General features: G+C 48.2%; 11 protein-coding genes. 7 read left to right on the top strand and 4 right to left on the bottom strand.

The features are described from left to right. The first annotated feature begins 172 nt into the window (after positions 1-172). The 5 genes from AC0WRU_RS02640 to AC0WRU_RS02620 all read left to right on the top strand — a co-directional run bounded on the left by AC0WRU_RS02640 (position 173) and on the right by AC0WRU_RS02620 (position 7,205). A complete protein-coding gene (locus tag AC0WRU_RS02640) occupies positions 173-766 on the top strand; it encodes a DUF5317 domain-containing protein (RefSeq protein ID WP_025683240.1) in 594 nt (197 codons plus the stop codon). A gap of 282 nt (positions 767-1,048) precedes the next feature. Next, positions 1,049-2,899, top strand: a complete 1,851-nt coding sequence (locus AC0WRU_RS02635) for a bifunctional diguanylate cyclase/phosphohydrolase (protein WP_476127098.1) — start codon at positions 1,049-1,051, stop codon at positions 2,897-2,899. 225 nt (positions 2,900-3,124) lie between these two features. Further along, positions 3,125-4,843, top strand: coding sequence for a copper resistance CopC/CopD family protein (locus AC0WRU_RS02630; protein ID WP_476127097.1), 1,719 nt, complete (start codon positions 3,125-3,127; stop codon positions 4,841-4,843). A gap of 29 nt (positions 4,844-4,872) precedes the next feature. After that, complete coding sequence (locus tag AC0WRU_RS02625; protein ID WP_476127096.1) at positions 4,873-5,622, top strand: YcnI family copper-binding membrane protein; 750 nt, start codon at positions 4,873-4,875, stop codon at positions 5,620-5,622. A 335-nt stretch (positions 5,623-5,957) separates the two neighbouring features. Then, positions 5,958-7,205, top strand: a complete 1,248-nt coding sequence (locus AC0WRU_RS02620; RefSeq protein ID WP_476127095.1) for a stalk domain-containing protein — start codon at positions 5,958-5,960, stop codon at positions 7,203-7,205. Positions 7,206-7,301: 96 nt separating this feature from the next. On the opposite strand, the gene AC0WRU_RS02615 is transcribed toward AC0WRU_RS02620, so the two are convergent. Next, complete coding sequence (locus tag AC0WRU_RS02615; RefSeq protein WP_476127094.1) at positions 7,302-7,697, bottom strand: winged helix-turn-helix transcriptional regulator; 396 nt, start codon at positions 7,695-7,697, stop codon at positions 7,302-7,304. Positions 7,698-7,885: 188 nt separating this feature from the next. Between AC0WRU_RS02615 and AC0WRU_RS02610 the strand changes: the two genes are divergently transcribed. Then, the gene (locus AC0WRU_RS02610; RefSeq protein ID WP_476127093.1) at positions 7,886-8,560 is read left to right on the top strand and encodes an NAD(P)H-dependent oxidoreductase; all 675 of its coding nucleotides are present in this window, start codon (positions 7,886-7,888) and stop codon (positions 8,558-8,560) included. A 222-nt stretch (positions 8,561-8,782) separates the two neighbouring features. Further along, complete coding sequence (locus AC0WRU_RS02605) at positions 8,783-9,931, top strand: response regulator (protein ID WP_476127092.1); 1,149 nt, start codon at positions 8,783-8,785, stop codon at positions 9,929-9,931. A gap of 106 nt (positions 9,932-10,037) precedes the next feature. Here AC0WRU_RS02605 and AC0WRU_RS02600 read toward each other — a convergent pair whose 3' ends face one another. From AC0WRU_RS02600 to AC0WRU_RS02590, 3 genes are read right to left on the bottom strand one after another with little or no spacing between them, the layout of a single operon-like run. Continuing rightward, positions 10,038-13,133 (bottom strand): hybrid sensor histidine kinase/response regulator, encoded by a 3,096-nt coding sequence (locus AC0WRU_RS02600; protein WP_476127091.1) that lies wholly within the window; start codon positions 13,131-13,133, stop codon positions 10,038-10,040. Next, positions 13,117-13,524 carry a TIGR02328 family protein gene (locus AC0WRU_RS02595; protein WP_476127090.1) on the bottom strand — a complete coding sequence of 136 codons (408 nt, stop codon included), beginning with the start codon at positions 13,522-13,524 and terminating at the stop codon, positions 13,117-13,119. The genes AC0WRU_RS02600 and AC0WRU_RS02595 overlap by 17 nt, the downstream gene beginning before the upstream one ends. A gap of 41 nt (positions 13,525-13,565) precedes the next feature. Beyond that, a complete protein-coding gene (locus AC0WRU_RS02590; RefSeq protein WP_476127089.1) occupies positions 13,566-14,822 on the bottom strand; it encodes a DUF445 domain-containing protein in 1,257 nt (418 codons plus the stop codon). Between the last annotated feature and the right edge of the window lie 42 nt (positions 14,823-14,864).

Here is a 14,864-nt window from a genome sequence, read left to right as displayed (position 1 = left end):
AAATATCACTTCAACATATTATGATAACATTCATTTTAACTTGCTTCGATCATTTACACGCTAATCCGCAATTTTTTTTCGAAATCGCTACATATCAGGCAGGAATTTACCAATTTAAGGTCGAATCATACCTTAACCAAAACAAAAAATTTGCGAAAGCTGGAGAATAACTATGGTCTATGATGGAGTGCTGCTTGGTCTCATTGTAGGTCTGTTCAGAGGGGGCTGGCGACAGGGTTTAATCCGTTTCAGCCAAATACACCTCATAGCTGGCTGGATGTTCCCTGTGCTGCTGCTGGTGCAGTTCATTATTTTTTATGCTCAGGAAAAATGGGCTTGGCTCGCGTCCATCAACGGGTATCTGTTTATGGGCATCTATGCGGTTGGATTGATTTTTCTCTGGTTGAACAGACACCACAAGGGATTCAAGCTTATTTTAATCGGAGTCCTGTTGAATTTTGTCGTCATGGCGGTAAATGGCGGCAGGATGCCGGTCTCGTTGAGCGCTTCTGAGGTACTAGGCCCCTATTATACAGATATGCTTAAATCTGGAAGCGTTATTTCGAAGCATTACATGATGGATGCGACTACGCGTTTATCATTTTTGGGTGATATTATTCCACTCTCCAAGCCCTATCCCCGTACGCAGGTGATCAGTATTGGAGATGTCGTCATGAACTTTGGGATGTTTCTGTTTATTCAAAGTGTCATGGTCGTGAACAAGAAGAAGACCACCCAGCAAGAAACCCATCCCCGCCACGCCTAGTGTGCGCCTTATTCCAAGGAAGGGAGTGAACCCTATGAAAAATTTGAAATATTCCCGTGTGATTATCAACGCTATTATCGTCGCTTCTGTCGTAATCGCTTTGACTTCCGGTTACAAAATCGGAGGCTAATACCGATAAGGAAAAGGGAAGCACAGGCTCAACAAAACAGGCTGGATTCCGGCCTGTTTTTTCATGTGAAATTTTCGATTACAAAATTGTAAATTATCCCATTTACCCCCTGGTAGCTTTGACATCAAGATACGACAAGGCAGGAGAATGAAATGATGAGTATAATAAAAAAGCTGCAAGAACGGGTTAGCGCGACGGGATTATACGTTTTTCTCATATGTATGGCAGGCTTGGCCGTCCTCTTGTATACGAACCATTGGTCCTTTATGCATTATTCGCCTACAGAGTGGGTCACGATCTACTCCCTGCTGGGAGCAGTTCTGATTTTGGAGCATTTTACCTTCCAGCTGCCGCCAGCCAGTAACAAGCAGTCGATGGATTCCTCCGTGTATCTCGCTTGCATTTTTGTGCATAGTGCTGAAATCGCTATGCTCATTTTATTGTTCAATGTACTCATTGCCGCAATCCGGTATAGAGAACTGTCCTGGTGGAAGCATGCCGCCAATTTTTCCATCTATGCGCTTTCAATTTTCCTATCTTCTACCGTCTTTGAGCTTAGCGGCGGAACGCAGGGAGGCTTGAACGAAGAGCATTTTACTGCCTACCTACTGGCGCTGTTCTGCTACTTTGCGGTCAATACCGTTACACTGGGTCTCTACTTTTATATTGCTTACAAAGGCTCTCTTCATGAGCTAAAAAGGGCTTTTCTCGCTGAATCCCTGCTTGTTTACTTATGCACACTTATCCTGTCTCTCGTACTCACCACACTGATTTATCATAACGGTATTTTGGGGCTTCTGTTGTTCCTTGCGCTAAGTATGCTTCTATCCCACGCGTTCAAGCAGTTGTTTGCGATGTATCGGGAAATTGAAGAAAAGGCCAACATGGACCGCAGAACAGGGCTGTACAATCACAGTTATTTTGAAAATGCACTCGAAACCGAGCTGAATATAGCCAGAACTCATAATACTCCCCTCAGCCTTGCCCTAATTGATATTGATGATTTCAAAAAATACAACGATCACTTCGGTCACCTGAAGGGCGATCAACTGTTGGGATTCCTCGGAGAGATTCTCAAAAAGGAAACTTCCGGCTCCAATATTATCGTATCCCGCTATGGCGGAGAGGAGTTCACTCTGCTTATGCCCGACTATACCGCGGAGCAAGCTTACGAAATAGTCAATGCCATCCGAAAAAGGCTGAATGATTCCCGCTACGAGGGCGTCGAAATCTTTCCGCATGGCTGCTTGTCCTTCTCCGCAGGTATTGTGCAGAGCCGCGTCGACATCTATGACAGATCACAATTGGTCGATTTGGCAGATAAAGCCTTGTATTACGCCAAGAAGCAGGGGAAAAATATCGTTCATACACACGGCAGCCTGAATGAGGTGGAACGCGAAGTCGATCTCGGACAGGATATTCGTGATATTGAGCAGCAACTTAATTTGTTTTTATACAAGGATATTAATACCTTCAAGCATTCCAAGCGAGTGTTCAAGTACGCAGTAGACATGAGCGAAGTGCTTCAGCTCAGCCAGGAAGACAAGCGTCGTTTTGTACTGGGCTCGCTCATTCATGACATCGGAAAGCTGGAGATCCCCTGGAATATTCTGAATAAAAAAGGGAAGCTGACCGACGAGGAATGGTGTATGGTGAAAGCGCATGTCACTTGGGGCAGAAGAATTGTAGAGGCCAACGAGCGGTTCATGGATCTGGTTCCTTTTGTGGAGCTTCATCATGAACGCTATGACGGAGGCGGCTATCCATTCAGCTTCAAGGGCGAGCAAATTCCCCGGCTGTGCCGGATGCTGACGATTATTGACTCCTTCGATGCCATGACCACCGAACGTCCCTATCAACGCACCAAAACGTTAGATGAGGCCATTAAGGAACTGCGTGACTGCTCTGGTAGCCAATTCGATCCGGAGCTAACGGCTATTTTTATCCACTATGTCCAGCATAAGCAGCCCGCTTTCCTGGATTCCATAAAAGCAGACCACTAATTCCCCTATGCTTGTCCCTTTACCCCTACCGTTAAAATCGTCCAGATTTAACAGCGGCAGGGGTTTTCATATTATTTCAAATTTCATATAAGTGTCATAATTCGCTTCATCTATTCCTGCCAAATGCACTATGATTAAAGGTATGAATGTAGGTTTGACCGTATGAGATGTCACACTTCGGGACATCCTCGCTTCAAGTAATCGAGAGAAGGTGAATTCACGGGCATGTTGCACCTGTTAAGACCAGCCCGCGCGGCTTGTCTTCTGCTGCTGTGTCTACCGTTACTTTTACTGTTTCCTCACTTATCATGGGCTCATGCATTTATCGTTGAATCCAGTCCGACTGAAAATCAGGTTTTGGACAAGCCGCCTTCCCAGGTGACCATCACCTTCAATGAGAATTTGCAGTCTGCTTTTATGTCGATGAAAGTGACCGATGAAACAGGAAAACGGGTCGATACAGGTAAAGCGCGGCTTAATCCTGAACATGAAGGCACGATGGAAATCAAGCTGATTCCGGGGATGAAAAGCGGAGTTTACACTGTCAATTGGAGAGCCTTATCAGCGGACGGACATCCGGTCAATGGAGTGATTCCATTTCAAGTCGGCAATGGTTCCAGTGCGCATAAGGACCCCGTTGCCGCCTCCGAAAGCTCGGGAGCATCGCGGCCTGACTTAATCGCTACCCGCTGGTTGCTGTATATAGGACTGTCGCTGCTTTTGGGAGCGCTCTGTTTCCGGCTGTTTACCCTGCCAAGCGTGAATCGAAGGAAGGACGTAAGTGAGCAGCAGTATGATCCCAAATGGTCAAACACTCCGTTCCCTCGCTGGAGGACGCTGCTATGGAGCGGCTACGGCATAACGTCTGTCGCCATCCTGATTAGCCTGCCGCTTCAGGCATCCTGGGATGCCGGAGTTTCCATCGGGGAGGGCTTTTCGCTTCCGATCCTTGGAGAAGCCCTACAGTTTACGGGTGCAGGGCAAATCTGGTTTATCCAGATGATTCTCGTGCTGCTATTGAGCGTAGCGCTGATTTACGCGCTGGATCACAGCATCTCCGACCGCCAGCGCCGTCTCTGGGGCTATGGCTCCGTCGTCATGACGTTGGGCCTTATGCTGTCCAAGGCCTTCACGGGCCATCCGGCGGCGGCTACCCATCCGGCTCCAGCCATCGCGGCGGACTTCGTCCATCTGACGGCGGCAGCCTTTTGGGTTGGCACACTTGCCGTCATGACAGTGTGCCTGCCTGTTGCCGGGCCAGAGCTGCCCGAGTCTGAGCGGGCAGTTCTGCGGCAAGCGGCCCTGCGCCGCTTTGCCGGCTGGGGTATCGCCATGGTGGCGGCGCTGCTCGCCACCGGCATTTATGGAGCCGTGCTGTACGTCCCGGCTCCCTCCATGCTGCTGAACACGTCCTACGGACTCGTTCTGCTCGGAAAAGCAGCGCTGCTGCTGGTTATGCTGGCCTTCGCGGCCAGCCAATTCCGCAGCGCCCGGCAAGCGGCGGCAGCCAAGCGTGCCACCGGGGGCTTGCGCATCGAGCTGTCCGTCGGCCTGCTCGTGATGCTGTTGGCGGCGGTGCTTACCCACCTTTCGCCTGGTCAGGCACCTGCGATGCCGTTTGAGGAAACCCGCACCGCAGGCCAATACAGCATCTCGCTGGCGGTTAGCCCGAATGCTGTGGGCAGCAATGAATTCAAGGTAACCGTGCGGGATGCCAAAGGAGCTACCGTTCAGGGCATCCAACAGGTCACACTGACACTCGTCCCGGCCGACCCTGACAAAGCCCGGCAGGAATTTGTTCTCCCTGCACAACAACAGCAGCCATTCCTAACTCAAGAGCTCCTGACCGCCGAAGGAACATGGACTGTACAGGTACATGCTCTGACCGCATCATTGGATGCAGTTGACGCTGAATTTACTCTGCACGTAGGTAGAAAAAGATAATCATTATATTGTTTAAAGGAGCAAATGATATGAATACAACGATTCAAACGGTAAAATCCAGATTTTCCAGACTTGCGACCTCTATGGGTCTGATTGCAGCAGGTGCTTTACTTTTTGCAGGTATGGCCAGTGCCCACGTGACGGTCAAACCCTCCGTTTCACAGCCTAACGCTTGGGAAACGTACACGCTGAAAGTGCCTGTCGAAAAAAACATTCCAACCACCAAAGTGGCTTTGAAAATCCCGAAAGAAGTCGTTTTCAAGCAGTATGAGCCTGTACCGGATTGGAAAGTAGCAACCGAAAAAGACAGCTCTGGCAAAGTAACCACCGTTACCTGGACGACCGACGAAGATGGCATCCAGGCGGGGCAATACCAGCGTTTCAGCTTCGTGGCACAAAATGCAGACCAGAATACTGAAGCCGCATGGAACGCTTTCCAATATTACAGCGACGGAAGTATCGTGGAATGGACAGGCGATGAAGGAAGTAACAATCCGCATTCCATTACAAAAATCACGGCTGATGCCACATCCGAGGCTCCTGCGCCTGCCGCAGACAGCGGACACGATTCTGCTGGCACCGCAGCAGGCCATGCGAGCACAGACACGGCCAAGGATAGCAGCAGCCCTGCACCCGCTTCGAACAATGCTACCGAAGCTGCGCCTGCCGTCGCTGCTCCCGCCAGCTCTGCCGCACAAACGACAGCACTCGTTCTCTCGATCATCGCAGTCGTGCTTGGTGCAGTAGCCATCGGCATTGCGCTCAAGCGCCGCAAGTAATCTTTGTTTGCAAAAGCTGGCACCTATATAGACGGTGTCAGCTTTTTGTTCTATTGCTTATTAAACTTGCAACATGTATACAGCAATTACCCATTGGCTGGAAAATTGAAATTTATTCTATTTTTTATTTTTCATCTTGTATTATTCTCATAAAAAATTTTAATTCAAAGTCGGTTACTCCTAAGTAATTGACTTTTTTTGTATTCTACATAGAATTCGAAGCAGTGTATATCATTTTAACATTCACCTATCTATCATTTTTTTGGTAAAATAGGAGAAACCTCACGATTCTAACATGATAGCTTTGCAATCTATGATGCATAGGAGAGTATAAGATGAAAATCGTAAATAAGGCCCTCTTATCCAGTGCCATCTTTCTGAGTGCCGCGGCAGGCATCTATAGCCCGTCTGCGCAGGCAGATGCGGGGCAGGTCAGCATTGTGCTGGACGGATATCCGCTGCCTTTCCCGGTACAGCCCGCAGTCATGAGCGGCACGACGATGGTTCCCTTCCGTGCCATTTCCGAAGCTCTCGGCATTACTGTGAAATGGGATCAGGCCAGCCAAAGCATTACCGCCACCAAGTCTCAAGGCTCTGCGACCAAACAAGTTGTTCTGAAAATGGGCAGCCGCAATGCCACGGTAGACGGACAGACAGTGCAACTAACAGCCGCGCCACAAACAGTGCGCGGCAGTACAATGATTCCGTTAGGCTTCTTCGGACAGCAGTTTGGAGCCACGGTCAACTGGAATCAGGGAACGCGGACGGTATCCATTACATCGCCGCGTGAGTCTATGTATACAGTCGGATTTTACGCGCTATCTTCCTTCGACCAAAAATCCAAAATACCGGATTTTAACGCGGTAGCCTTCGGCTGGAGCCGAATTGATGCGAACGGACAATTTACGACCAGCGGCAAGGAATACAAATGGCCTCAAGCCGCCGACAACGTGACACCAGAGTCCATTGTACAGGAGGCAGACAGTCAGGGAACTTCCCCTTACCTGATGGTCTATTCTGGAGATGGCAATCACGAGCTGACCAAAGTTTTGGAAAATGCACAGCTTCAGGAGCAAACTATTTCCCAGATCGTTAGCACCGCCACTGACAAGCAGTTCAAGGGCATTACGCTGGATCTGGAGGGACTGGGCTGGAGCGGAGATAAAGCCAAAGCGCGTTCAGACTACAATGCCTTCATTCAAAAGCTGTCGGCCAAAGCGCATCAGGCCGGACTCAAGCTCACCGTCGTCCTGCATCCGCTGAACAGCTCTTACTCAGGCTACGACTATAAGACGCTGGGCAATCTGGCGGACGATTTGATCATCATGGCCTATGATTACGGACAAAAAGCAACGCCTGAGCCACTCGATAAAGTGGACGAAGCCATACAACTGGCCTTGAAGGAAACCTCGCGAGACAAGCTGATTCTAGGCATCTCTATGGGTAGCGAAAAAGACAGCACCGTCAACGCAAAGATCGGTCTGGCCAAACGTTATGACCTGAAAGGCATCGCCATCTGGCGACTGGGCATCATTGGAGAAACCGCCTGGACGCAGATGAACGAATCCATCGAGTTCAAATAAATAAATCTCACAAGAGCGTCTCGCCCTTATTCCGCCCGCTGATGAATTTCATGCATCTTCCATGCGAAGCTCTATGAGATCATCAGTGGGCTTTCCTCATTTCCCACTCCAACAAGAAGACTCCCCGCACTTGGCATTGGCCGCCACAGGCCCGCAGGTCTGTTCCACATAAAAGACACCCCAGTCTCTCATAAAATCCAGCAACGGCCTCAACGTATCCCCCAACGGGGTAAGCGAGTATTCCACACGCGGCGGATTCTCGTTATAGATTTCACGGTGTACGATACCATCACGTTCCAGCTCACGCAGCTGCAAGGTCAGCATACGCTGCGTAATATTGGGCAAGGTCCGTCGAATTTCGTTATACCGGCGCGGTCCCGTGGTCAAATGATATAAAATGACCCCTTTCCATTTGCCGCCGATAACCCCTACAGTTTTCGCTACCGGACATCCAAAGTTCACGTTAACTGTATTTTCCATCTCTTGCGTCACGGTTTTCCCTTCTTTCTGCCGATTATAGACCCAAAATTTTCAGACTTATAACAAGGAACAAGTATGTGCGTACTTGTTCCTGCGAAAAACTTTTTATATGATGACTATACATTCGATATTAGCTCTCATTATAGTAGCAGAAAATAAATGGAGCACCAACTCAACCCAAACCGGAAGGAGTACACTTCATGTCTAATACATCAGCTAAAAAACAGGAAATTCTGGATGCCTTTCTGTTCAGACATGCCACTAAGGAATTCGATCCTGATCGCATCATACCAGAGGATGATTTTCAATTTATTCTCGAAACCGGGCGACTTTCCCCAAGCTCCGTCGGCTTTGAGCCGTGGCGATTTGTGATTGTACAAAATCAGGCATTGAGAGAAAAGCTGGCTGCGGCTTCAAGCGGCGGACAAAAACAGATTCCTGCGGCCAGCCATGTCGTCTTGATTTTAGCACGCAAGGATGTCCGTTATGACTCTCCTTATGTGGAGTATATGTATAAAGAGGTTAAAGGGATGTCTGAGGAAGACTTTGCCTCACTGCCGGACCGATATAAGATTTTCCAGGGTGAAAATCAGCGCCTGCTGGAAACCGAACGTACGTTATTCGACTGGGCATCCAAGCAGACCTATATTGCCTTGGGCAATATGATGACGGCGGCGGCTCAGATCGGCATTGATTCCTGCCCGATTGAGGGCTTTAACTACGATCAGGTGCATGCCATTTTGGAGGAAGAAGGACTGTTGGAGAACGGACTGCTGGATATTTCGGTCATTGCTGCCTTTGGTTATCGGGCCCATGAGCCCAAACGGGAAAAATCCAGACTGCCGCTGGAACAGGTCACACGCTGGATTCCGTAACTAATTATCCCCTTATTAGACAATGATACTGGAACATAAAAAAATAACAAACAGGCGGGCTTGCGGCATTTCATCTTAATCATGAATATGCCACAGCCCGCCTGTTTCATGTGATCCTAATGATTGGTTAAAATTTTTTCTATTTCGATACTTTTGTTTATATCTGGAGCTAAGTTATCATATATAATGGTATGTATCCGCTTAAAAAGGAGTAGACTATTTGTGGGGAGATCAGATAAATTCACAAGAATTATTCTTCTAGATGATGAAGAGCCGGCTTTAGATTATATGAAGCGTCTATTTAGTAAAATTGAAAACATACATATAGTAGGTTCATTTATGAATCCACTGGAAGCAAAAGAGCAAATTCTTCTCGAAAATATAGATGTAGCTTTTCTGGATGTAAGCCTGCCTGAAATGAACGGCATTGAGCTAGCAAAGCAAATTCAGGTTGAAAAGCCTCGTCTCCATATTGTATTCGTAACGGCCTACGATGAATATGCCATTCAGGCCTTCGAAATTAATGCACTGGATTATTTGATCAAACCAGTCACCACAGATCGCCTCATTAAGACCCTAAACCGTATTCCGGAACGCGATGGTCATCCTGCGCTCCAGCCTTCCAGTGACCCTCCTCTCCGGTTACAAGTCTTCAGAGAAGTCGCGGTTGGATTAACAAATCAGCAGTCAACGGCTATACAGTGGCGAACGAAAAAATCACAGGAGTTGTTTCTATACCTACTTCAGCATCATGACCAGTTTGTTCGAAAATCAGCACTGATTGAATTGCTCTGGTCGGAACATGATGAGGAGAAGGCTTACTCTCTTCTATATACTGCTACTTATTACCTCAGAAAAGCTATGGGCCCATATAAAGACTATTTAAAAATTGATAATACCAGTGGCGGATATATTCTAAATACGAAAAATATACTACTGGATAAAGAGGAATGGGAGTACAGCCTGACGTCTGCTCCACCGATTAGCCAGGAAACAATTGATGACTATATCAAAATAATGAAGTTATACAGAGGCGATTATTTACAAGAATACGATTTTTGGTGGGCTGAAAGCGAACGTCAAAGACTTCAAAAAATGTGGATAGCCACCTCATTAAAAATGGGAGAATGGTATAACAAAAACGCTCAGCCTGACAAGGCTATCTCTCTTTATGAGGATATCTGCAACCGACACCCTCAAGCAGAGGATGCGTATTGGGATTTGATGAAAATATATGCGGATATGAAAAAGGATACCTTGGTTAGCCGGTGGTATGATTTATTATTATCCGTTCTATGGGAAGAACTTCATGTGAAGCCAAATGAACAGATCACCGATTGGTATACTCGATGGAAAATGACGCATGTCTAGTTCCGTGCGTCAACTAACAATCTGCAACCTATATATGATGCGGATATCATGCAGAAGCGTGCTTTTTCCAGCCATCCTGCATGATATCCGTACTTGACAAAAGTCGTCAGTCTTCCTTTTTCTTCTCGCGGGGAATATGAAAGCTGACGGTTGTTCCTTGATCGGGATGGCTGCTGATATGCAGCCCGTCACCGTACATTTGCTTTAGGCGCCGATCTGTATTTAGCAAACCGACTCCTCTTTCTTTATTCTGATGGGTCAGTATATTGTCCAGCTTCTCCTGATCCATACCTACTCCATCATCTATGATTGCTATTTCTGTACCCTTCGCATGGTCCGTGATACGAATATGCAATGTCCCTCCACGGATACGCTTCAGAATGCCGTGTCTAACGGCATTTTCCGCAAGTGGCTGGATCGAAAGGGGCGGGAGATGCAGGCTCAATTCTTCATCCACTTCCCAGACGATATTCAATCGGTTTCCAAAGCGCTCCTTCTCGATATACAGATAGGACCGAAGGAGTGCCAGCTCATATTCCAGTGAAACGACACGATCCAGGTTTCGGGAATTGAAGCTCCCTCTTAGGTATTTTCCAAATTCCTCGATCAGAACGATCATTCTTTCTCCATCCGTCTCACTCAACGAAACGATCGTGTTCAAGGTATTAAACAAAAAGTGTGGCCTGATTTGTGCCTGTAGCCATGCGGCCTCCATACGAAGTCGTTCACTTGCGGATCTCTTCACTTCCGTCAAGGCATGAACCCTTGACTTTAATTCCAATGAATCCACGGGCTTCGTAATATAATCGTTAGCCCCTGCTAAAAAACCCGTATACAAGTCCTCCCGCTGGCTACGTGTAGTCAATAAAAGAACAGGAAGCTCGGAAATTGCAAAGTACTCTCTCACACGACGAGTTAATTCATAACCAGACATTTGCGGCATCATCACGTCAGCTATAACCAGATCCCATTCTTGATGATCCAGTATCCGTAATGCCTCCTCACCGCTGGTAACGGTGACTATATCATAGGCGTCCGTAACGAGAATTCCCTCCAGAATTTTCAGGTTTACAAGATCATCGTCGACGGCTAATATTCTGGATCTTGGGGTACCCGTTGCGACTGGCATAGCAGCCTTTTTAGAGGGTAGTATAGGAGTTGCGCTCGCTGCATACTCCATATAAGCCCCCTCATCCCCTGGTATCTCACCGACTACAGGCGAATGATCCAGAGGAAGAGTGAATGTAAAGACCGAACCTTTTCCCACTTCAGAGTGAACCCTCAAGGTTCCCCCGTGCAGCTCAATGAGCTGCTTGCTGATGCTCAGCCCCAGTCCCAGCCCGTCTCCAATCACCGTCAAGTGTGACGTTCCTTGTTCATAGGGCTGGAATATTCTCTGCTGCGTCTCCTCATCCATGCCAACTCCCGTGTCCCGAACGTGGATATGGGCCATCCCGTCCCGAATATCTGCTTGAATCGAGATCGTTCCTGCATTCGTATACTTGACCGCATTATGGAGAAGGTTGAAGAAGATTTGCACCAGCCGATTCTCATCCGCCAACACATTGGGGAAATGATCTGGAATCGAGATAACCATTTCCAATGATTTACCATCTGTCATGAACCGGAGCATGTCCAGTACACCGGAAGCTACCCCTTGGGGCTTCAAACTGCGTTTTTCCAGGCGAATATCCCGTTCTCGCAGGCGCGTTACGTCAAGCAAATCATTAAGCAGCAGAGACATCCGCCGACCCACGGTGATGAGCAGCTGCATGTTGCTCCTGTTCCGTTCATCCAAGGTATGGGTCTGACTATCCAGCACAGACTGCGCTATATTGATCATTCCGTGCAGAGGATTTCGCAATTCATGTGAGGTGTTCGCCAGAAAATCATTCTTAACCTGATCCGCTCGCTGCAATCTATCCGACAAACTTCTCAGTTCGGTGTTCGTTTGGAAGAAGTGCTTGAACCAGTATGAGGCGAAGCCTAGAAATGCCAGCACGATATCCCAAGGGTAGTATGGAAGGTCATTCCACAATACTGTTTTGAGAACTCCCCATAATATGCTGGACCCGATGCTTATGGAGGCAAGCAATAGAAAAATAGCGCCTTTTTGACCTCTGAATGTCTTGAAGAAAGCAAACAAGGGAATCGTGACACAAAACGTAATAATTCCCAGCAGCAGCATAATCATCAGAAAAGAACCGATCTCCTGTGGAGGCATAAATAAAATCAAGATTGCAAAAATACACTGTCCCGCAAAAACAGTCTGAATAATTCTGGACCTCACCAACAGGAGCTGTGCAAACTTGAGTATGCACAAAGCGATCCCTGTATAAGAGAGCAACAACATCTTAAGTGTAAGCTCCAGGCTGACTGGAAGCCAGCTCAGCAGCAACCTATCATCGTCCATCAGAATGGATAAAACGGTAAACACCACAATACCTGAAAAATAGAGCAGTGACTTTTTATGAGGTCCCATAAAAAAGATGATGCCCGCATACAACCCATGCAGCAACAAAATAATACATACGATCAACTGCATAGTAATTGAAAAGTTAGTCCGGCTGCTGACCGCCTCTGCGCTTCCGAACATAATCGATTTTGCAATTCCCCCATTCGCAGGGAAATCAAAATTGGATGCCTGTATGACAATTTCAATGGCATTCCCATCCGCTTCAAAGATAGCAGAATAGGGAACAATACTACCTATATGGTGTTCAGGTTTATCAGCCACCTGACCCTCTTTACTGATTAACTGCCCATTCACAAACAGATTGGATGCGGTATTAATCCTCGGGATGCGAAGCCCGTACAACGGTGCTTTTGGGGAGTCAGTCAAAATTAACAGCCGGTAGCTCCCGAAGCCATATGCAGTATGATCAGGTGAATGCAAAGCAGCATTCCATTTTCCCGGAACACGAATCCACTCCCGCTGCTCTTTCGCTGGTAAGGATTTTAAAAGATCCGGTTTTGATAGATTCCCTGCATAAAATTCCCATTCTCCCTTTAACGGAATAGTCTCACGGCCTTGCAAATCCCAGCCCCGCAAGTCCAATACTCCTTTTTTGGCCTCAGGATACTCCTGTCCTTGATAATAATGAAACCACAGCATACGGAAACCAGTGATCATAAGCACAAATAACACCGTAATCAGGAATATTTTTCGTTTAGTCATCATGTATTTATACATTCGATCCATTTCTTAAATATCCTGTACCGTGCTCCACGATCAGGATACCCTTGGAGGCCAGATTATCCAGGCATTCCTGCATATAAGCATCGTCATGCTCCGCATACGCGCCGACAGCTTCCAGTTCCTCGCCAAGCTCTGTCGCCCACGGTTCGCACTGCTTGCCGCGATACAACGGCTGCTCCCATAGCGGATCAATGTTGTAACCGCGACTTTTCATTTCGTCCATGATGAGCTTATGGTAGCGGACGAGCAGCATCGGGTGATAGTCGAACACATAATTAACCGTAGCATGTCGCTTTCCCCACCCGTTCCCACGTAGTGCACAGCACTCGCGGTGTTGCCCCAGCAGTTGCGGACGTGGCAGCTTGTCGATCAACTCTTCGTGCCAAAGTCTCATGCTTCCACAACCTTATCTGTAGCATTTTCTTCTCTAGTGAATCAACCGATCAGCATACGGATACCTGTCAGGACAATACCGATCAGGAAGCCGGTAACCGCGCCGTTAATACGTATCCACTGCAAGTCCTGCCCCAGCTTGTCCTCCATCAGAGCAATCAGGGAATCGTTATCCATTTTATCTACATTTTCGCGTACCAGATTACCAATCCGACTGTGGTTGGCTTCCACCAGCTCGGTAATGCCTGCCACAATTCTAGAATTGATCTTGTCCAGCAGCTCGGTATTCCCTCTCAAATCAGCCAGCATTCGATCCAGTAGCGGCAAAATATAGGTCGGCACATAGCTGCCGTCTTCCATATAGTCCAATAAGCGTACGCGCAGCTCTTCTATCTTACTGAGCACCGACGCATCGCCTTCCCAGGTATCAACAAGGTTGTTCTTCCAGCTGTTCAATCCTTCCTGAACCGTATCTTTCGCCGCCAGACGGGTCAGCTGTGTTTTCAGACCGTCCAGCACGGCCTGACGGCGCGGATGTTCTTCCCTTTGCAGCTCTGCAACCTGATCCAGCAGGAAATGGCGAATCATTTCACCCATGCGCTCTTCGTTCAGATAGCCAAGGAATGCGTTCAGGGCAAATTGCATCAGCCCGCTCACCTGCAAACCGCTCACAGCCTGCATTCCCAAGGTACCCAGCGTGTAGCCCGTTTCCGGCTTCAAAAGCCAAGATTCAGCCTGCTCCAGCGTGTAATCCAGCGCGCGGCGGTCATAGCCCTTCTCACTGGTTTGACGGGCAAGCGCCTCCAGCAGCGGTCCGGCGTCGAAGTCTGTCACCTGCCGCTTGATCTCGGCCGCAATTACCGGGGCCAGCTCCGCAAGCGGAAGCGACCGAACCAGCCGTTTGGCGAGAATATCTACGGATGCGGCCGCTTCCGGCGTGCGCAAGCCCTTTTCCACACCACCCAGCATCAAATCGGCCAGCCGGATATCGGCAATTTTAGATGCGATACTGTCTTTGCCCAGCAAGTTATTTTCCACCGTACTCACCAGTGCATTCGTGAGCTTGTCCCTGTTTTTGGGGAGAAGCGCCGTGTGCGGAATCGGAATGCCCAGCGGGTGACGGAACAATGCGGTGACGGCGAACCAGTCCGCCAGTCCTCCGACAAGTCCGGCCTCGAAAGCACCTGCTAACAACCGAGCCCAGCCATATTGCTGAAAAGGCAACGTAGCTGCAAAGCCCGCTCCCAGAATAACGAGCGACCAAGCCGCTGCGATTTTCGTATTTTTTGGTTTTCCCATCCTATAATCCTCCAAGTTGACTGTCGAGTAAGTAACACACTA

The sequence above is a fragment of the Paenibacillus sp. 1-8 genome (assembly GCF_056316205.1).
Note: the sequence above shows the minus strand (reverse complement) of the source record. Positions and strands in the feature narration are given on the sequence as shown.